Annotated in this window: 9 protein-coding genes; all 9 read right to left on the reverse strand. The window is 36.2% G+C overall.

Annotation, left to right across the window (positions count from 1 at the left end):
- Positions 1 to 22 precede the first annotated feature (22 nt).
- Positions 23 to 1,480 carry a sulfatase gene (locus BN863_RS11000; RefSeq protein WP_038533515.1) on the reverse strand — a complete coding sequence of 486 codons (1,458 nt, stop codon included), beginning with the start codon at positions 1,478 to 1,480 and terminating at the stop codon, positions 23 to 25.
- A gap of 47 nt (positions 1,481 to 1,527) precedes the next feature.
- Positions 1,528 to 3,063 carry a sulfatase family protein gene (locus BN863_RS11005; RefSeq protein ID WP_051774714.1) on the reverse strand — a complete coding sequence of 512 codons (1,536 nt, stop codon included), beginning with the start codon at positions 3,061 to 3,063 and terminating at the stop codon, positions 1,528 to 1,530.
- Entirely contained in the window at positions 3,035 to 5,815 is a 2,781-nt protein-coding gene (locus BN863_RS11010) for an alpha-L-rhamnosidase (RefSeq protein WP_038530512.1), read from the reverse strand. The genes BN863_RS11005 and BN863_RS11010 overlap by 29 nt, the downstream gene beginning before the upstream one ends.
- Before the next feature lie 361 nt (positions 5,816 to 6,176).
- Positions 6,177 to 6,491, reverse strand: a complete 315-nt coding sequence (gene rhaM / locus BN863_RS11015; RefSeq protein WP_038530514.1) for an L-rhamnose mutarotase — start codon at positions 6,489 to 6,491, stop codon at positions 6,177 to 6,179.
- A gap of 71 nt (positions 6,492 to 6,562) precedes the next feature.
- Positions 6,563 to 7,411 (reverse strand): hypothetical protein, encoded by an 849-nt coding sequence (locus BN863_RS11020; protein ID WP_197539158.1) that lies wholly within the window; start codon positions 7,409 to 7,411, stop codon positions 6,563 to 6,565.
- A 17-nt stretch (positions 7,412 to 7,428) separates the two neighbouring features.
- Positions 7,429 to 8,670 (reverse strand): hypothetical protein, encoded by a 1,242-nt coding sequence (locus BN863_RS18645; protein ID WP_193363881.1) that lies wholly within the window; start codon positions 8,668 to 8,670, stop codon positions 7,429 to 7,431.
- Positions 8,671 to 8,677: 7 nt separating this feature from the next.
- Complete coding sequence (locus tag BN863_RS11030) at positions 8,678 to 10,849, reverse strand: beta-xylosidase (protein WP_038530516.1); 2,172 nt, start codon at positions 10,847 to 10,849, stop codon at positions 8,678 to 8,680.
- A 249-nt stretch (positions 10,850 to 11,098) separates the two neighbouring features.
- On the reverse strand, positions 11,099 to 12,682 hold the full coding sequence (locus BN863_RS11035; RefSeq protein ID WP_038530518.1) for a RagB/SusD family nutrient uptake outer membrane protein: 1,584 nt from the start codon (positions 12,680 to 12,682) through the stop codon (positions 11,099 to 11,101).
- An 11-nt stretch (positions 12,683 to 12,693) separates the two neighbouring features.
- A complete protein-coding gene (locus BN863_RS11040) occupies positions 12,694 to 15,729 on the reverse strand; it encodes a SusC/RagA family TonB-linked outer membrane protein (protein WP_148304605.1) in 3,036 nt (1,011 codons plus the stop codon).
- Between the last annotated feature and the right edge of the window lie 154 nt (positions 15,730 to 15,883).

Raw genomic sequence — 15,883 nt, forward strand, 5'->3', positions numbered from 1 at the left:
TATACTAATTTAACTATTGTGTTTAATTTCTAGGTGTATCGTGTTGTAAAAAAGGACCTTGATTTCTAGGAAATTGGGTTTCTAACAATCCTTTCATCCGTGCTTCTTCCTTTTTATACTTAGTATTTCCTGATAGATTTTTAAAGGACAACAGACTATTTTTATGCTCATATAATTCTGCCCCTAAAATGTCTTGCGTTTTAGCATCACGCCATTCGGTGTAGCGCCATTCGCCATCTGTAGCAGTGCATCCCATAATGTTTTTTCCGCGAGCATAAACTGCAGTAGCCACTTGATCCCATGGTGTATTGGGACGGTCTATAACTTGCAAAATACTTTTACCGTCTGTTTTTGGACCTTCAAGACCACACAATTCAACTAAAGTTGGGAAGATGTCCACATTCTCTACTAATGCATCAGATGTTTTACCTGCTACTCTACCTTTATAACTAGTTTCTCTACTTACAATAAGTGGTACTCTAACATCTATTTCTTCATTAGAATGTTTACACCACGCACCATACTCTCCAATTTTATAACCATGATCACTCATAAAAATAACGGTGGTGTTTTTTCTTAAACCTAAAGCTTCCAGCGCCTCCATAACTTTTCCAACTTGAGCATCGACATAACTAATACTGGCATGATAACCATGTATTAAATCTCTAGTAAGATTGTCATCTAAATATTCTACATCATTGGGAATACCATGATATCCTTTAAGTTCTCCCCAATTGGTCAGTGCCAAACGGTACATGTTTTCAGGCTTTTTACGTTCTGGAATTTCAAAATTATTTTTATCGTATAAATCCCAATACTTTTTAGGAGCGTTAAACGGCAAATGCGGTTTGCTAAACCCTACAAACATGATAAATTTATCATTCTTCAATTTCTTCAAAGTTTCCACGGCATATTTTGCCGCACGACCATCTTTATAAGCTTCATCGGCTACATCGGCATTTTCAAATGCAGGACCATTAGCTTTTTTACCTTCCTTTTTAAATTGTTCTAAAAGCGCAATATTTTCTGGTTTATTATAGGTATTTGGTTCTTTTGTAAAATAGTTTGTCCATTGATTTTTATCATCGGTTCCGTGATGATACACTTTCCCTATACTTACCGTTTTATAACCGTTTTCTTTAAACAATTGTGGTACCGAAACTACATCTTTATGAACCGACCGCAATGGCGTAAAAATGCTATAAATACCCAATGTTTCTGGTCGTAAACCTGTTAAAGTACTCATTCGAGAAGGCGCACAAATAGCTTGTTGCACATAAGCTTTATTAAACTGTACACCCTCAGTTGCCAACTTATCAATATTTGGAGTAATGGCCGTTTTACTACCATAACAACCTAACTCTGCTCTTAAGTCATCTACATAAAATACTAGTACATTAGGCTGTGATTGTTGTGCTATAATCTTACTAGAACAGAAGACTAGCAATAACATTATAAAAATTTTATGTTTTAGATTCATATTAGTCATTTAGAAATAAATTTGTTTTGCTAAACATGTTGTTTTATTTATTGAGTAACAGGGATTGGAGACTGTACTTCCCCCTTGCCATTGTTGAATTCCCAATACGGAATGGCAGGTTTATTTTTACCAAATACATAATTGTATTTCTTTAAATAATAGTCTCTAGATTTAAACTCATCTCCCAATTCGGCCAATTTCTTATTTAGCTTAGCGTCTAATTCATTCTGAAGAGTTTCAAACTCAGGTTTACCCAATAAATTATTCTGTTGATATGGATCGGCTACATTGTCAAAAAACATACTTGGCCCTTCTGTGGTTCTCGCATAAGTATATTGTTTTGTTCTTATAGCTCTGTATGGCAAATTTGGATATCCGCCAGCAAAAGGCGCCACATTCATTACCAAAGCTTCTCGGTCTGCTTCAGGGTCTGGATTTTTAATTAATTCAGATAAATCTTCACCTTCTATACCGTCTGGAATTTTGATATTAGATAAACCTAAAAGAGACGGTAATATATCAGGTGTATTTATAGGAGCATTTACTGTAACGCCCTTTTGTTTATCTATTCCGGGATATTTTATTAAAAACGGAACACGTATAGATTCATCCCAAGCGACTTGTTTTTGAAAGGGTCTAACATCATTTGCGCCCATCATTTCACCATGATCTGAAGAAAATACCACTATCGTATTTTCATTTAAACCTAAAGCATCCATCTGTTTTAACAATAAGCCTATGGCCTCGTCTGTTGCCGTGGCATGAGCATAATACCCTTGTAACTCTTCGCGACTGCGTGCTTCAAATTTCGGACTTACATTAGGATTAAGTATCAGTGATTCTGGGGAATACATATCTTTATACTTCTGAGGCGCAGAGCCATGTGGAAAATGCGGTGTTGCTATGGACACAACAGCTAAAAACGGTGTATCATCTTTTGCCTGTTTTTCTAGATAGGTATTAGCATCCTCTACAATAGCGAAAGGCGAATACTTACCCCAATATTTAACTTCAGGATTATCGTTATCATAATAAGGCATTTTATTATAATCGTGAGAACACTCCAAAGCTTTCCAGTAGTCGAATCCTTGGCGTCTTTCTTTTGGTGTATAAGCAGAACGTCTGTGTCCGTCAAGATGCCATTTCCCCCAATACGCTGTATTATACCCTTCGGCTTTAAAAATCTCAGCCATACATAATTCTTCTGACGGCAAATACAAATCGTTTAAAAACATACCTGTTGTAATAGGATACTTGCCTGTTAGTAACGATGCCCGATGTGGTGTACAAACAGGGGTTACCGAAACCGCATTAGTAAAATTAACGGCTTCTTTTGCCAAAGCATCCAAATGTGGCGTTTTCACATTAGGGTCTCCTGCATATCCAAGTGCCGCGCCGCGCCATTGGTCTGTAAGGATATATACTATATTTGGTTTTGTTGGTTCGTCTTGCTGTTCAACCGTTTTCACTTTGTCCTTGCAGCTAAGCAGCGTAAAACTTATTACCAATGCTATTGGACGTATCGCTGTTATTTTCATAGAAATAGCCATTTTTTTATAAACTATATTTTGCTTGAAATTCATAGGTACCCGGTTGAGCTAAAATTTTAATTTTTCGTTTTTCGTTTTTGATTAATTTCAGATTCTTACCATTAGTAAAATTCTCATTATCGACCTTCAACGATTCTGAATTATCTGTTGGAATTTCAATTTCGGCAGTCGTGTTTGGAGGCACAACAACTTCTAAAAACAAGGTTTCATTTTTTATTTCCCAAGAAGATGCTACTTCTCCATAAGGCGTATTTAAAGTTGCTGATGCTGATGTTAACGGTGCCTTTGGTATTGGTGCGATGCTGATGATTTTATAACCTGCTTGTAAAGGTGCAATTCCTGTAATGCGCTCGTACATCCATTCGCCAATAGCGCCATAAGCATAATGGTTTAAGCTATTCATCTTCATCGGGTTAAAACCTTCTGCTTTACTATAACTGTTCCAACGTTCCCAAATCGTGGTTGCGCCTTGATTAATGGAATAAAACCAAGACGGATAGGTTTCATTAAATAATAGCTTATACATTAGGTCTATTTCTCCCGTTTCATCTAATACCTCCGATAGTAATGGAGTTCCTAAAAAGCCCGTACGCAAATGATTATCGGCTTCGCTAATTTTTTCTAACAGCTGCTGTTTTGCGTTTTCTTTATTTTCTTCAGATAATAAATCGAAAGCCAAGGCTAACAAATAAGAGGTTTGGGTTGCGGTAACATCTTTTACTTTACCATTTTTAAAAAACGCATTTTCGAAGGCTTTTGCTACCGATTTGTATAAAGCTTCATATGTAGCTTGTTCCTCTTTTTTTCCAAGAACCTCGGCCGTTTTTGCGGTTAATTTTGCGGAATGCGCAAAGAAAGCGGTACCAATTAAACTATGCGAAGTATCCCCTTTATTATTTCCATTTTCTGGGTAAGGTTGCAACCAATCGGCAAAAGAATTCATATGAGAAATGAAGTCTTTTGATGTCGCTTGATGATGGGCTACCCATTTTTTCATCATATCGTAATTTTCTTCTAAAATGCCAACATCACCTGTTCTGTAATATATTTTCCAAGGAATTATAGTACAGACATCGCCCCAACCAGAACTTACTTTTCCATTGTGTAACACATCTGGAACTACAAATGGAATGCCTCCGTTATCATATTGCGATTCACGTACACTTTGCATCCAACTGGCCCAAAACTTATAAACATCGGCATTAAACATCGATGTTGGTCCGAAAACTTGCGCATCGCCCGTCCATCCCATACGTTCGTCGCGTTGCGGACAATCAGTAGGAATATCAAAAAAGTTGCCTCTTAATCCCCAAACAATGTTACTTTGCAACTGATTTAACTTCTCGTGAGACGATGTGAAGCTGCCATTTTCATTAAAATTAGAATACTGCACCACTCCCTTAACCCAATTTTTAGAAGGTGTTTTAGAAGCATCAAACCCGCTTAACTCTACATACCTAAAACCATGGAATGTAAACTTTGGCATCCATTCTATTGTGCCTTCTTTAGCGGCTATATAGTAGTCTGTAGATTGCGCACTTCTATAATTGTCTGTATAAAAAGTCCCGTCTGGCGATAACATTTCTGCAAAACGAATTTTTAAAGTATCCCCCATTTTCATCGGTACTTTTAATAATGGCACACCAACCATATTTTGTTGCAAATCGAATATGGCTGCATCTGCTTTTAATATAATTTCCTTCGACTCTAAAACTATTTTAGATTTAACGGTAGTATGACGTTTTGGTTCTAATTTAATAGTTGATGTTACTGGGAACGCTTGTACTGCTTTCCAATTTTTATCATCAAAACTATTGGTAGTCCAATGAGGCATTTCTAAATGAGCATCATAGGTTTCACCATCATAAATTTCTGAGATTCGTATCGGGCCTTGGGTTGTGGCTTTCCAAGTATCATCTGAAATGATGGATGCTTTGGAACCATCTTTCATGGTTACTTCTAGCTGACATAATATCTTAGGTGATTCGGTATCGCTCCAGTAGGATTTCATCCAACCTAAACGACCTGAATGCCATCCTGCGGCAACTTCAACACCAATAGTATTTTGTCCAGACTCTATTAAATCGGTAACATCATAAGTGATGGTTTCTATTCTCTTTTTATAAGGTGTATACCCTGGAGGCATCACGTCATCGCTTACATCTTCTCCATTGATAGCCACATCAAACACACCTTTTGCCGTAATATATAATCTGGCATTAGCCACATCGTTAGACAACTCGAAGACTTTTCTTAAATATTGTGGTCTGTGAATAATGTTATCCTGACTTCCTAGAACGCCTTCTTCCTTGGTAGGTAATCCAATCCATTTAGCTTTCCAATCGCTGTTATTTAATAAGCCTAATTCAAAATTTTGAACTGGACTCCAATTTGAAGCCTTATCATCCTGGTTCCAATATTTTACCTGCCAAAATACTTTTTGACGTGACACTAGTGGTTTACCCTCGTAGTTTATCCATACAGATTGCGAAGAAGACTGCTTATTGGAATCCCATAAATCGGGATTGTTTGGCAATAAATCTGGACTACTAGCTACCACAATCTGGTAAGCCGACTGGCTAATTACGCCTTCTACAACGGGTAATTCCCAAGAAAATGTAGGTTTAGCATCGTAAAAACCTAGTGGATTTTTAAAGCCTTCGGAAATGGTTAAGTGTTTTGCCTCTTGTAAAACAGAAGAATTTTCGCAAGACATCACGCTAAAAAAAACAAAATATGTTAATACATATATGTAACTTTTGAAAACAGATTTATGAAGTATCATTTATTACCTTTTTATGATTGTTTTTTTATATTTCTGAAACTATTCTCTAATCGTTTCGATTTAGTTTAGTTAGGTAATAACTTAAGGTTAAAACCTATTTGTACCTAAACATAAGAACCATTACAATTAAAATACAGGAACACAATTATTTAATCTGAATAATAATGTCACCACTCCCTTTTGTATATAAAGAAGAAAGTTTCAGGCGTTATTTATTCATTTAAATAAAGCTTTATTTTATAATTTAACAGCTAAATATATATAGCTATTCCCTTATAACTATACTGCTTTGTAGGGGTATGATACTATAAACAATCTATAGCAAAGCATGATACTAGGCTTGAAACATGCCCTTTTATTCTTATTCCATATAAAATACTTCTTCTAAAGGAATTGACACTGGTGAATTATCTGGATTAACTTGCATAATATCAGCCATAAAATCCCACCATTTTTTAACGATTTCATTGTTTGCTAAATCTTGTGACCCCCCATGCCCAGACACTTTCTGAAAAGCAAATAAGGTATTGGTTTCTTCATCTATAAAAATAGAATACTCGCTAACCCCGTTGTCTTTTAACAATTGTTTTAACTCTGGCCATAATTGGTCATGACGTTCTTTATAAGCTTGTTTTTGACCTTTATTTAGCTTCATTTTAAATGCTAATCTTTCCATAATGTATACCGTATTAATTCCAATTTTATAATAAGTTTCTACTTGTAATTCGTTTTAGTAACTTCAATATTTTAATTGTTGTTTTGAGACAAAAAACCTTCTAAAATTGTTTTAACTTGTGTAACGGAACCTTGTTTTACACCGCCATTAGTAGCACCTGTTATCCAATATAACACCATTCCAGCATCCGAACAATCCCACTTTCCTTTTTGAAATTTTACCACATCATCAACCTCGGCCATTTTCCCCATGAGCCAAACAAATTTCATGCGATCGTCTGAATGATTTTTTGCCCAATCCCATTCTGATTCATCAACTTTTAAATTGATATTTTGATCGGGTATGCGTACTTCCTCCACTCCAAAATCGAGAATACTTTGCCAAGTGTAGAAATCGCCAGCATCGTCGTTAGCGGGGTGATGCGTTACCACCTTTACATATTGATGTTTCTCTTTTTCCGAAGCTGCTAATGCAAACCCGATAATGTCTGGTTCGCCAGCTTCAATAATCCATAGCGGATCCTCTGCTGAAGATGCATTTATGGCTTTACTTAAATCTTTTATAGTTTCGTCAAGTTGCCATTTAGCATCAAAAAAGGTTAAATTTTCAAAACCACCCCAGCGTCTAGCTGTGCCGTCGCAGGCTGTTTGCATCATGGCATGTCTTTCGTATTCAGCTGCTTCCGAAATGCGATTTACACGAACCAAATCACAACTATGTGAATAATGCACCAATCTACTTTCTAAGCTTGTAGCCCGAAGTAACGCTAAAGAAATCGCTGTACCTCCTAAATCATCTGGATCTGGAGAATTCCCGTCAGCAATTATAGCGATTCTTCCTTTTGGTGGTTTAATTACTGGCTGAGCCGTGGCCCAAGCCGTTGTACACAAGACAAGGATTACTAAAACTAATTTATTCATTTCTCAATATATTATCTTTATTTTTCAAAAATATAGGTTGATGGTGACTCTTGTACGACGTATCCCTGACCAACTGGAGCAAAAACAATTCCTGCCCAACGTCCGCGCGTCCATTCGTTACCATCTGAAGCCACTTGGACTTCAACGGTAATGGTATCTCCCTTATTAAGTTTTACATTCTTCCAAAACCCATTGAATGCTTTACCTTCTTCCCATAACATCTGAGTTAATGGCGGCTGATACGTTCCTAATTCCTTATTGTTTATAACAATCCGAAAGGTAGAACGTCCATCATTTTCACCAACACCAACATATATGACATCATAGGTCCCACTTTCAAAATCAAATAGTGTTGATATTTTGGCCTGTTTGTATTGTTCAGGATTTATCGCCAACCAATTTTTACCGTTTTTGTAAAAATTAGTTCCATCAATAGGAAATTCCTGTGAAGCAATAAATTTATTTTCCGGAAGTTTTCTAGCAATGGTATTAAAATAGGAAGGTTCTGATTTTGACTTATAGGACGAAGGTAAATTGCCATCTGCCAATGTCATATTAGGACCTTTATCAATAGGCACATAATTGCTATTTGTTGTTAATACAAACTTATCGAACTCAAAACCATCTTCCCGCATACTGAATTGTACCTCGTGTATGCCTGCCTTGGGCACATCTAAATAAATAGCGTGCGGCACACCACAATGCTCATCTTTAGTCCGCTGCTTGCTTTCCCACATCCAATACTTTTTACCGTCGCACCATTGCATACGCTGCCCGTGTTCTGGCCAAGTACCGTTTAACCCCACATGAAGCCCATTATCTTCACTACCGGTACTCAAGGCACGTACCCATACATAATAGCGACCAGGAGAATTGAATTTAATCTTATAGCTCACTACTGCTAATTGACCAGGCTTATTTGAAAAATTTACACCGCGTACTAATTGGTCGGAATGCGTTACGCGAGTGTCTGGCAAAACTTCTATATAACTACTGTTACTCGCGTTTAAGTAATGATTAGCATCTTCATCGCGGCCTACAACAGCAACACTATCTTTTGTTGTTCGGTACCATTCTCTAAGGTCTGTATGCGTTTGCTTATAAAAATACTCTGCCTCTACAGCTACTAGACCATCCTTTTCTTCAAAAATAACATTTTGAGCAACCATGGGCTGGTTTAAATTAAAGGTCTGTGCATGCAACATAAAACCGACTAAAGAAAATAACCATAGTAATGCTGAAGCTTTGCTTTTTTTCATGAGACTATTATTTTACAGTTAACGACACTGTTTTTAAATCATCAGCTTTAGAGGACGCTCCTACCGAAATAGTAAACGTTCCAGGTTCTACAACCTTCTTCAAATCTTGATTCAAAATATTTAGTTCATCAAAACCTAATTTAAAACTAACGGTTTTAGTTTCACCCGGTTTTAAAGTTATACGCTTAAATCCTTTCAGCATTTTAAGGTAACGCCCAACGGAAGCATAATCATCGCGCACATACATTTGCACCACTTCGTCTCCTGTAACTTTCCCTGTATTGGTAACTTCTACAGAAACCGTGGTAGTCCCATTAGCGGCTATACTTGTGTTGTCTAGCTTAGGGGTTCCGTATTTAAAAGTGGTATAACTTAAACCAAATCCAAATGGAAATAATGGTGTTTTATCACTAAATCGATACTGCCCTTTTCCAGAACCTATAAAGTCTGGACGCTCCAAATAGGTTACTGGTACCTGTCCTACATCACGCGGAAAAGACATCGTTAATTTACCTCCTGGGTTTACATCTCCAAAAATGACATTGGCTACAGCATCACCAGCTCTCATGCCGCCATACCAGGTTTCTAGTATAGATGGTATATTTTCAGCTATGTAATTTATACTCAATGGACGACCATTAATAAGCACAACAATAACAGGTTTTCCAGTTTTATGAATGGCTTCTACTAACTCTTTTTGAACACCATATAAATCAAGATCGGCACGATCGCCACCTTCACCGCAGGTTTTATGAGAGCTCCCTACAACTAAAACAACCGCGTCGGAATTTTTTGCTGCAGAAATAGCTTCAGGGAATCCTTCTTTTGAGAAACTATCAATATCGCAACCTTTAGCGTAATTTATTTTTACATGTTCCCCTACTTTTTTCTTTAAACCATCTAAAACTGAAACATAATATGGGGGTAAACCAGAATAGCCACCCAAAAGTTTATAGGTTCCCTTTTTAGGGCGTTCTTCGTGAGCATTAGGACCAATAACGGCCAAAGATTTTATTTTTGATACATCAAGTGGTAAGAGATTATTATCATTTTTAAGCATAATAATAGATTTTTCCGCAAGTTCTAATGCAAATTCGCGATGCTCATCGGTCCCTGTTTCAACAGTTTCTGTATCGATTTTTTTGGGTTTCGCATCAAACAAACCCAATTTATATTTTGCGGTTAAAATACGCGATGTAGCTTGATCTATGTATTTCATCAATGCTGGGTTTTTCAAAATGGTATCCTTCAAAATATTGGTATGATATGTTGCCAATTCAACGTTCTTCCCTATAACTAAATCCATATCTACCCCTGCTTTTAATCCTAAAATAGCTGCTTCGGTTCTATTTTCAGCAATAAAATGCATCGTTTCCAATCGTCCTACATCATTATTATCAGACACAATAAAACCATCAAAACCTAATTCATCCCTTAAAATATCTTTTAACAACCAGGTATTCATATGACAAGGGACTCCATTAAAATCTTGGTGTCCTGGCATAACAGAACCTACGCCTGCTTCTTTTACTGCTGCCTCGAAAGGCGGAAGATATACCTCGCGCAAACGACGTTCGGACATGTCGCTAAATCCTCCATTTATACCACGTCGATTTTCTGGATATCCCACAAAATGTTTTGCCGTTGCAATGACATGGTTTTCATCAAATTGTTCTTCACCTGTACCCTGTAAACCTTCAATAAAGGCTACCCCCATTCGCGACACCAGATAAGGATCTTCACCATAAGATTCTTCAACCCGACCATAACGCGCATCTCCAGCGTAAACATCTAAATTAGGAGAATAACAATGTGTAACCCCCAAAGCACGCGCCTCACGTGCTGTTTGCGATGCCATTTTCTTAATTAATTCGGGCTCCCAAGTTGAGGCAGCAGCTACTGCTTGTGGGTAAACAGTTGTGTTACCGTAATAATCAAGTACTAGCCATAATCCGTGTAATGCTTCTCCATATTTCATACTAGGTATTCCCAATCGCTCATTGGCCGGAGCATCCTGCGTCATTTCTGCAATCTTTTCGTCTAAAGTCATTTGACTTATTAATGTGGCTACCTTTTTATCTATTTCTTCATCAGAATTAGATTTTGTTTGCGCATTATTTTGTGCTACTGTTGTAAAAAATGAAGCTAATAAAAGCCCCATTAGCCATAATTTTTTCATAAATTTTTCTTTTTAGTATTCAAAATTCCGTAAATCCGGAACAATTTTAATTGCAAAGATTCCTGTTATAACAACCGTATAAACAAGTATCATTAACTGATGTCTGTATAAATTAAAACTTTAAAATAGTATCTCTTGATTACAATTAATCAATTAGTATTAACTCGATTAAATAAAGAAACATTAAGGCTAAAACATAATAATTATTTTAACCCTAATGTAACTGACTAATTCAAAATTGTATGCTAATTACCTATACCCATTGTTAGTTGCATCTGATTCTAATAGCACAGGATTTACCTGTAATTCTTGTAATGGAATTGGTAATTTAACATGATATGGTCTGATATTGGTATTAGGAGTCCAGAACCGGTATTCCAAATCCTGAACCACATCTAACAAAATTCCCCATCTAATTAAATCGTATCTTCTGTGACATTCGCCTGCAAGCTCCCATTTTCTTTCATCGTAAATAGCTTCTCTAAATCCTTGTTGGTCTAAGCCTTTAAGTTCCCATTCTGTCTGAGTTGCAAAAGCACGTTCCCTAACTTTATTAATATATTGGAAGGCGTTGGCTGGACCGTTTAACTCATTTTCACACTCTGCCGCCATTAAATAAACATCGGCTAAACGAAACACAATTCTGTTATCGCTATGATTAAAACGTGGAGAATTGTCTACATCTAAATTCCAAATTTTAGCCATATAAGGAAAATTTAAGTCGAACCCCAAATAATTATCTACAATATTTAAAGCTCTTCTATAGTCATTTCTTGGAAATTTTCCTGCAAAATCTTTAGATGCCACTTGTAATCCTGTCCCGTTAAAAGCCTCTCCATTAGCTTGTAGTGCTGCTGCCAAGGCATTTCTTTCACTAGAGTTTTTTGGTTCATCTCTTAGTCGTGGTGCAAACATACTTGGTCTCCAATTTCCATTACCAAATACGCTAGGAAAACTACCATCTGCTCCTAAAGTTCCTTCTTCAAACTGTCCGCGAATATCTTTCGCAAAATCTAAGGACCAGATAATTTCAGAATTATATTCGTTATTTGGATTGAATACATCTGCATAATTACCTAATAAACTATGTGGTGATTGACTAATAATTTCCATGCATTTATTTAAACCAGCTTGCCAGTTTTGCTCTTGCATATGAATTTTCGCTTCAACTATTGCTGCCGCCCATTTAGAAGCTCGACCTCGGTCTTCTTCTGGGTATACAGAAGCTAAATGCACTTGAGCATATTGTAAATCTGATACCACTGTACTTAATATGGTATCTTCATCTGTTCTACCTAACACCCTGATTTCCTCTAGTACTAAAGGCTCTGTATAAAATGGAGCATCTCCCCACAGATTAACAATATGCCAATAACATAAGGCACGAATAAACTTAACTTCAGCCATAATATCAATTTGTGCTTCTTCAGAAATGGCATCGTTACCGTCTACATTATCTAAAATAATATTGGCATTATAGATAACTCTATACAAATCTTTCCAAGTGTCTGAAACACTCATTTTTTGAACTGAAACATCTGCTATCGCTTCATTTAAAGAATAGTTACCTAAAGGTTCTACAACATTGGTAGAACGGTTGGGCTCTATAATATCGGCACCATTATCATAAAATAGGTCTAAGCCTAGTTGACCATAAATAGAGTTATTTTTTAAAATACTATACAATCCTACAACTGCTTGACGCACATCGGATTCTGACTGATAAAACGTTTCTGGAGCAATTAAAGCTCTTGGATCTTCTTCTAAAAATTCTTCACAGCTAAAGCATGAAAATATTAAGAAGACATATACTATTATATTTTGAATTTTCATTTTCTGTTGTTTTAAAATGTTACGTTTAAACCAAGTGTAATCGTTCTAGGATTTGGGTAAGATCCGTCGTTGTATCCTTGAGCGATATTCCCAATACCATTTCGTCCGAAATTACTACCTTCAGGATCGATTAATCTGAAATCAGACCACAGTAATAAATTAGTTCCTGTTAAATACACTGTGGCATTTTTAACCCCATCCATTCCCATTTTATCTACTGGCATATTATAAGCTAATCTCACTGTTTTAAGTCGTATATGAGATCCGTCTTCAACATAAGCAGAGTTAGGCGGTGTTCCTGTTACCGAATCTCCTCCTGCTCTTGGAATATCTGAAGTAGGGTTTTCTGGGGTCCAGCGATCTGCAACTTCTGCGAATTTTGTAAACTCACCACGATTAAAATAATGATTTCGCATTCTTAAGTTGTAGACTTCGTTACCCTGAGTTCCTTGAAAATAAAACGAAAAATCAAGATTCTTATAACTTAAAGTATTTTCAAAACCGAAGATAAGATCTGGTAAAGGACTTCCTAAAACCACGGCATCGTCTGTAGAAATGATACCATCTCCATTTTCGTCATGATATTTTGCACCTCCTACAACCTGTGGATCTCTTAAACCAGAGGCATCAATTTCTTCTTGGCTTTTCCAAGTTCCTAAAAACTTTACTCCTGTAAATACAGGAACCGACTCTCCTACTATTAAACGAGTATTACCTGATCCTAGGAGTTCGTCTACAACAAGATCGATAAAGTCTACGCCACCCAGATCTAAAATTTTATTTTTGTTTGATGACAACATTAAAGTTGATTTCCAATTAAAATTATCGGTACGAACATTGGTAGTATTTAAACTAAATTCCCATCCTTTATTTTCTAACGATCCTACATTTTGAAGCTGACTATTAAATCCTGTTTGTTTAGGAATAGTAACATCTAACAGTAAATCGTTGGTTTTTTTATAGTAATAATTTAATTCGGCAAATACTCTTCCGTTAAACATAGAAGCTTCTAAAGCAATGTCTAGTGAATTTGTAGTTTCCCACGTTAGATTAGGATTAGAAGGTCTTCCTAAAGTTAAACCTGTTTGCTGAATTCCATTTAAAGTTGTATTCGCTTCTACTAATAATCCTTTAGTTCTGTAGGGATCGATTGCTTGGTTACCCGATTTACCATAACTCGCTCTTAATTTAAGTTCGCCAAAGGTTTCTTGGTTTTGCATAAAACCTTCTTCAGAGATTTTCCATGCGGCGGCTATAGATGGATAGAACTCATATTTATTATCGTCTGAAAATACCGAACTCCCATCGGTTCTTCCTACTAGAGTAAGTAAGTATTTATCTTTATAAGCATAATTTAAACGGCCGAAAAACGATGCAATCTGAAACCCACTATAATCACTAGTTAGTATATTTCTAGTAGGATCGGAATTACTTAAGTTGTTAAATCCTGTTGCATCGTTAGTAATACCAAATGCTTCAGATTCTACAATTTCTGTAGACACCTTCTGAAAAGAGGCCCCTCCTAAAGCAGTTATTCTATGATTTTCTCCAATTTCAGATTGGTATTGTATGGTGTTTTCATTATTCCATCCTTTAGTATTTACTGTTCTTACACTTGCATTTCCACCCTCACCTAGATATAATAGATTTGGACTTTGACTAGAGGTAAATCGATTTTGTTTAGAATTGTCAAAATCTGGACTAAAGGTTGAACGAATAATCCATTTTTCTGATGGACTATAATCGATGTAAAACGACCCTAAAAAATTATTTCTAAACGTTTCATTAGTATTTAAAGCCATGTTCGCTATAGGGTTAGACCAAGGCGATCCTACAACCTCATCGAAACCATTATAAGATCCATCTTCATTATAGATAGGTTGAGTAGGCAAGGTTGCAATAGCATTTCCATATCCTACAAGTCCATTTTGTTGGTCGATATATGAATAGTTCACTCTAAACCCTGTTTTTAATTTGTCGCTTAACCTTATATCTAAATTAGACCTAAAAATATACTTCTCTATACCTGAAGTTTTAACAATACCTTCTTGATTAAAATAATTTAAAGAGGTATAATAACTTACATTTTCGCTTGCACCGGTTATAGATACATCTGCATTATAAATGGGTGCTGGTCCTAATAATAAATCGAACCAATCGTTATTTGGATACGTAGAAGGGTCGTTTGGAAAAGGAATCGCAGCTCCACGAAACGCAGCACTTTCATTGGTATACGCAATTTGTTCTGCCTGAGACAACATTTTAGGTAATTCTGGCACCATTTGCATACTTGTATAAATATTAGCACTAACCTCTGGTTTACTAGACCCTGCTCCTGTTCCAGTTTTTGTGGTTACTAACACTACACCATTTGCCCCTCTAGAACCATAAATAGCAATAGAAGACGCATCTTTTAAAATCTCAATTGATTTAATATCATTACTATTAATATTATTTAAATTGAAATTAGTTCCTACCACAATACCATCAATAACCCATAATGGTTCATTGCTACCTGTTATAGAATTTCCTCCTCTAACCCTAATCACAGATGCCGCTCCTGGCGCTCCACTAGTTTGAGTGACTTGCACCCCGGCAGCTCTTCCTTGTAAAGCTTGATCTACTCTAGATACAGGGTTTACATTTACATCTTCGGCACTCACACTAGAAACAGATCCGGTTAAATCTGATTTTCTTTGTGTTCCATACCCAATTACTACCACTTCATCAAGCGTGTTATCTGCCTCTAGAGCAACATCTATTTGAGTATTGGTACCCACTGTAACTTCTTTATTAGCATAGCCCACATAAGAGAAAACAAGAACATCTGATGCCTGTGCTTCAATAGTATAATAGCCATCAAAATCGGTACTAGTTCCTTTAGTTGACCCTTTTATAATTACAGCTGCCCCTGGTAGTACTTGGCCCTCGGCTGAGACCGTACCAGAAATTATTTGAGCATGTAAAGACGAATAACAAAACATGAGAAGCATCACTACTAAACAAGTTTTATTAAACCGACAAAACAATTTAATTTTAGAATTCATAGTTTTAATTGTATTAATTAGTTATCGTAAAGAAATACGTTCAGACTAACAATACTATCCTGTTTTACCCTGTTCAATAAAAATTATTCAACAATTACACCTTATAATTGATAATATATTATTTTTAACAACTTTAAACTCAGAACTATCAATA

This window comes from Formosa agariphila KMM 3901 (genome assembly GCF_000723205.1).
In the GTDB taxonomy this organism is placed as follows: Bacteria; Bacteroidota; Bacteroidia; order Flavobacteriales; family Flavobacteriaceae; genus Formosa; species Formosa agariphila.

What these genes read in the sequence shown, in the direction of transcription:
- BN863_RS11005 (WP_051774714.1), bottom strand. Translation starts at nt 3,063, where the DNA reads ATGAATTTCAAGCAAAATATAGTTTATAAAAAAATGGCTATTTCTATG.
- BN863_RS11010 (WP_038530512.1), bottom strand. Translation starts at nt 5,815, where the DNA reads ATGATACTTCATAAATCTGTTTTCAAAAGTTACATATATGTATTAACA.
- BN863_RS11030 (WP_038530516.1), bottom strand. Translation starts at nt 10,849, where the DNA reads ATGAAAAAATTATGGCTAATGGGGCTTTTATTAGCTTCATTTTTTACA.
- BN863_RS11035 (WP_038530518.1), bottom strand. Translation starts at nt 12,682, where the DNA reads ATGAAAATTCAAAATATAATAGTATATGTCTTCTTAATATTTTCATGC.
- BN863_RS11020 (WP_197539158.1), bottom strand. Translation starts at nt 7,411, where the DNA reads ATGAATAAATTAGTTTTAGTAATCCTTGTCTTGTGTACAACGGCTTGG.
- BN863_RS18645 (WP_193363881.1), bottom strand. Translation starts at nt 8,670, where the DNA reads ATGAAAAAAAGCAAAGCTTCAGCATTACTATGGTTATTTTCTTTAGTC.
- BN863_RS11040 (WP_148304605.1), bottom strand. Translation starts at nt 15,729, where the DNA reads ATGAATTCTAAAATTAAATTGTTTTGTCGGTTTAATAAAACTTGTTTA.
- rhaM (WP_038530514.1), bottom strand. Translation starts at nt 6,491, where the DNA reads ATGGAAAGATTAGCATTTAAAATGAAGCTAAATAAAGGTCAAAAACAA.
- BN863_RS11000 (WP_038533515.1), bottom strand. Translation starts at nt 1,480, where the DNA reads ATGAATCTAAAACATAAAATTTTTATAATGTTATTGCTAGTCTTCTGT.